Origin of the sequence: Streptomyces sp. CLV115 (assembly GCF_038448545.1) — a bacterium.
Classification (GTDB): Bacteria; Actinomycetota; Actinomycetes; order Streptomycetales; family Streptomycetaceae; genus Streptomyces; species Streptomyces sanglieri.
In genome coordinates this window covers 1-4,718 of the sequence record NZ_JBCEWQ010000289.1, presented here as the reverse complement: position 1 = coordinate 4,718, position 4,718 = coordinate 1, and the positions used below count along the sequence as shown (strand labels likewise).

At 72.4% G+C, this 4,718-nt stretch carries 5 protein-coding genes; 3 read left to right on the top strand and 2 right to left on the bottom strand.

The window, feature by feature from the left end; translation table 11 throughout:
• The first annotated feature begins 96 nt into the window (after positions 1 to 96).
• Complete coding sequence (locus AADR41_RS41290; RefSeq protein WP_342287540.1) at positions 97 to 873, top strand: S1 family peptidase; 777 nt, start codon at positions 97 to 99, stop codon at positions 871 to 873.
• Positions 874 to 897: 24 nt separating this feature from the next.
• On the opposite strand, the gene AADR41_RS41285 is transcribed toward AADR41_RS41290, so the two are convergent.
• Positions 898 to 2,706, bottom strand: coding sequence for a glycoside hydrolase family 35 protein (locus tag AADR41_RS41285; protein WP_342287539.1), 1,809 nt, complete (start codon positions 2,704 to 2,706; stop codon positions 898 to 900).
• 291 nt (positions 2,707 to 2,997) lie between these two features.
• On the opposite strand from AADR41_RS41285, the gene AADR41_RS41280 reads away from it, so the two are divergent.
• Positions 2,998 to 3,891, top strand: coding sequence for a helix-turn-helix domain-containing protein (locus tag AADR41_RS41280; protein ID WP_342287537.1), 894 nt, complete (start codon positions 2,998 to 3,000; stop codon positions 3,889 to 3,891).
• An 11-nt stretch (positions 3,892 to 3,902) separates the two neighbouring features.
• Positions 3,903 to 4,226 (top strand): chorismate mutase, encoded by a 324-nt coding sequence (locus tag AADR41_RS41275; protein WP_342287535.1) that lies wholly within the window; start codon positions 3,903 to 3,905, stop codon positions 4,224 to 4,226.
• Here the strand turns inward: AADR41_RS41275 and AADR41_RS41270 are convergent.
• Positions 4,174 to 4,718 (bottom strand): hypothetical protein (locus tag AADR41_RS41270; protein ID WP_342287533.1); only part of this gene is annotated, 545 nt, incomplete at its 5' end. The two genes, AADR41_RS41275 and AADR41_RS41270, sit on opposite strands and share 53 nt — an antisense overlap.

Genomic DNA, 4,718 nt, shown 5'->3' with positions numbered 1-4,718 from the left:
ACGACCGGCTGGGGGGCCGCGGAGGCCCCGGCGCGGGCGGCAGGCACTCCCCACACGTACCCCCCACAAGCACCCCCCACGAAAGAAGGCAGTCTCTTGAAGCAGCTTCTGCGTGCCGTGAAGAGATGTTCCGTCATAGCCGCCGTGGTTCTCGCGGCCGTCAGCCTCCAGCCCGCCGGGGCCTCCGCGGCCCCCCAGCCGGTCGTCGGCGGAACCCGCGCCGCCCAGGGCGAATTCCCGTTCATGGTCCGGCTGTCGATGGGCTGCGGCGGCGCCCTCTACGCCAAGGACATCGTCCTGACCGCCGCGCACTGCGTGGACGGATCGGGCAACAACACCTCCATCACCGCCACCGCGGGCGTCGTCGACCTGCAGTCCTCCAGCGCGATCAAGGTCAAGTCCACCAAGGTCCTCCAGGCCCCCGGCTACAACGGCGCGGGCAAGGACTGGGCGCTCATCAAGCTCGCCAAGCCCATCGACCTGCCGACCCTGAAGATCGCCACCACCACCGCGTACAACAACGGCGACTTCAACATCGCCGGCTGGGGCGCGGCCACCGAGGGCGGCGCCCAGCAGCGCTACCTGCTCAAGGCCACCGTGCCGTTCGTCTCCGACGCCGAGTGCCAGGCCGCGTACGGCAGCGACCTCGTCCCCGGCGACGAGATCTGCGCCGGACTCATCGACACCGGCGGCGTCGACACCTGCCAGGGCGACTCCGGCGGCCCCATGTTCCGCAAGGACAACGCCGGAGCCTGGATCCAGGTCGGCATCGTCAGCTGGGGCCAGGGCTGCGCCGAACCCGGCTACCCCGGCGTCTACAGCGAGGTCTCGACCTTCGCCGCCAACATCGCGTCCGCCGCGGCCACGCTCTGACCCCGGCCCCGGCCGGTCACTGAGTCACACCTGAGCATCCCCGGGGGTGTCCGTCCTGACGGGCACCCCCGGGCCCAGCTCCGCGTACGGCGCGCCCGCGCCCTCCAGCTCCAGCACCCACACCTCGTTGACGCCCTCCCGCAGCACCGGCCCCGGCACGTACAGCGTCCGCTGCGCGCCCAGCGACCAGTAGCGCCCCAGGCAGAAGCCGTTCACCCAGACGAACCCACGCGTCCAGCCGGGCAGTTCGAGACCGGCATGCCCGGTGCCGGCCGCCCCGGAGACCTCGAAGGTCCCCCGGAACAGCCCGGTCGAACCGGCCCCCCCGGCGGCGGCGGCGAACGCCACCCCGGCCAGCGCGTCCGGCTCCTCGAACGCCTCCAGCCGCAGCGCCCGCGCCCGCACCCCGTGCAGGAACTGCCGCTCGTGGCGTATCCCGCCGGTGATCCCCTTGGACTCACCGAGCCGCGGCCCGTAATTGACCCGGCCCAGCGACTCCACCCACAGCTCGACCTCCGCGGGCCCGGCCACCGGCTCGTCCAGGGCGCAGTTCTCCTCGGTGAGCACCCCCTTCCGGACCCCGTCCACGTACACCACGGCCCGGTCCCGCAGCCCCGTCACGTCCAGCGCGTACGGCCGGCGCGGACCGGGAACGGACACCTGGTAGCGCACCAGACCCCGGTCGACACCCAGCTCCTCGAAGGTCGGCGGCACACCGGACGGCGCCGCCTCCTCGTCGCCCAGCGCGTCCAGCACGGCATCCAGCGGCGCCCAGTCGGTCAGCTCGGCCCGCACCGGAACCGCCGGCCCGACCGGCTCCGGCGGAAGCTCCGGCAGCGGCCCGTCCGCGTACTCGGCGAGCACCTCGCGGAACAGCCGGAACTTCTCCGTGGGGCGGCCGTACTCGTCGATCGGCGCGTCGTAGTCGTACGACGTCACCGTCGGCAGGAAGTCCTGGTCCTGGATCGGGCCGGACCGGTTCGCCCCCGCCCACCCGGCGAAGTTCGTCCCCCCGTGCGCCATGTAGATGTTCACCGACGCCCCGCACTCCAGGATCTCCCGCAACGCCTCGGTGGCCTGCGCCGGCTTCCGCACGATCGGCTCGGCACCCCAGTGCTCGAACCACCCGCACCAGAACTCCATGCACATCAGCGGCCCCTTCGGCTGATGGCGGCGCAGCACCTCGAACGCCTCGCGGGCACCCGACCCGAAGTTCGCCGTGGCCAGCAGCCCCGGCACCGAGCCGCCGGTGAGCATGTGGTCCTCCGGCCCGTCGGAGGTGAACAGCGGCACGGTCACCCCGCGCTCGCGCAGCATCCCGGCCACCCGCCGCAGATAGACCTGGTCGGAGCCGTAGCTGCCGTACTCGTTCTCCGCCTGGACCATGATCACCGGCCCGCCGCGCCCGATCTGCCGCTGCACCACCTGCGGCAGCAGCACATCGAACCACCGCTCCACGGCCCCCACGTACTCCTCGTCGCGCGAGCGCACCCGCCGGCCGAACCGCCCCGTCACCCAGACCGGCAGACCGCCGTTCTCCCACTCGGCGCAGATGTACGGACCCGGCCGGACGATCGCCCACAGCCCGGCCCGCCGCGCCGCGTCCAGGAACCGGCCGAGCGCCGCCACGTCCCGGAACCGGCCCGGCTGCGGCTCGTGCAGATTCCACGGCACATACGTCTCGACGCAGTTGAGCCCCATGGCGCGCAGCATCGACAGCCGGTGGTCCCACTGCGCCTCGTGCACCCGGAAGTAGTGCAGGGCCCCCGACAGCAGCCGTACGGGCTTCCCGTCGATCCGGAAGTGGTCGTCCCCCACGGTGAAGTCAGCCATCGTGCTCGTACTCTCTGTGCGTGCGGCCCCCGGAACCGCACGGCCCGGGCCCGTACGACAGCACGCACCACGGAGCGGGCGAACCCGGGAGGAATGTTGCCACCACCTTCGCCCCCTGGCGCCCGGCCGGTCCATGGACAAAGATCACTGCTGTTTGGACACAATTGTTCGGACCAATTGTCCGGGCCGGCTGTCCGGACCCGCGTGAGAACTGTTCGTACCTGCGTGAGAACCGTTCGTACCCACGTGAGAAATTCGTACCCACGTGAGAAAGGGGAGGAAGGAAGGCCGATGTACCACACCTGGATGCGTTTCTTCACTCCCAGCCCGCTCCACCACCGGCTCGGCCTGGTCTGCCTGGGCGTGGGACTCCAGCACGGCGCGCTGCCGACCGTCGGCCCCCGCACCCTGGACCACCACGTGGCCGTCGTCGTCAACTCCGGCAGCGGCTGGTTCACCGCACCCGACGGCCGCCGGGTGACCGTCACCGCCCCCAGCCTGATCTGGCTGACCCCCGGCACCCCGCACCACTACGGCGCCGATCCGGGCACCGGCTGGGACGAGAGCTTCGTCGACTTCACCGGCCCCGCCACCGCCACCTACACCGAACTGGGCTACATCGAGCCCGACCGCCCGCTCGTCCCGCTCGCCGACACGGCGGGCCCCCGCGCCGCGATCGGACGGATCGTACGCGCGGCACGGCGCGGCAACCCGCTGCTGGAGGTCGAGACCGGCGCCGCCGTCCACGAACTCCTCGTCGCCCTGCGCCGGGCCCGCGCCGATGTCAGCCCCGACGGCGACCCCGTGCTCCAGGCCCTGGCCCGCGACGCCTTCCAGCCATTGTCCGTCGCCGAGCACGCCGCCCGGCACGGCATGACCCCCGCCGAACTGCGCACTGCGGTACGCCGGGGCGCCGGATGCAGCCCCAAGGACTACCTCCTCGGCATCCGGCTGGGCCGCGCCAAGGAGCTCCTCGCCGCCACCGACCTGCCGGTCGCCGCCGTCGCCCGGCGCGTCGGCTACGACGACCCGGCGTACTTCTCCCGCCTCTTCGCCCGCCGGGTCGGCACCGCTCCGGTCCGCTTCCGCGAGCAGCAGGGCCGCAACGTGCCCGGCGGCTGGAGCGACCAGGTTCCGGACCCGGAGCACCCACCGACGATCACCCCACTGGGCCCGGCCGTCTAAGCTCGCTGACCATGACCACCAGGGACATCGACGAGTCCGTGAGCGCGGAACTGAACCGGCTGCGCGAGAGCATCGACAACATTGACGCCGCTGTTGTCCACATGCTCGCCGAGCGCTTCAAGTGCACCCAGCAGGTCGGCCACCTCAAGGCCGCCCACCACCTCCCGCCGGCCGACCCGGCCCGCGAGAGCAGGCAGATCGAACGGCTGCGGCAACTGGCGGAGAGCGCACACCTGGATCCGGCCTTCGCCGAGAAGCTGCTGAACTTCATCGTGGCGGAGGTCATCCGCCACCACGAGCGGATCGCGGAGGAGTCGGCGAACGGACAGGCGTGAGCACCGGGGCCCGAGGACCCACCGGCCGGCCCGACCCGCGCCACGACCGCACCGCCCAGGCACTCACCAGCAGCCCGAGCCCCGTGGCCAGTACGACGAGCCCGGCCCCCGCCGACTCGTTGACGTGATCACCGTTGCCCACGGGCTCGGGTGCCCCGGAAGCCGCCCAGCCGGGCAGGAACAGCAGACCCACCCCCACCAGGGCCGGCACCACCCAGCCGAACCGCTCACGGCGCGAGCACCGGGCCGACACCAGAGCACCCACGGCCAGCAGCACCGCACAACCGAGCGCCGGCAGCACCGTGTACGTCAGCCACTCGGACAGCAACGGCCGCCAGTACCACTGCGATGTGGGCCTCGGCCCGTCGAAGTAGTACCGGGTCCGCGGCTGCGGCTCGCCCAGGAAGTCCCGCAGCGTCCCGGGCACCAGACCGCCCAGCAGCCCTCCGGCGAACACCAGCCCCGCGAACCGCGCCGAAGCCGCCCCGCCTG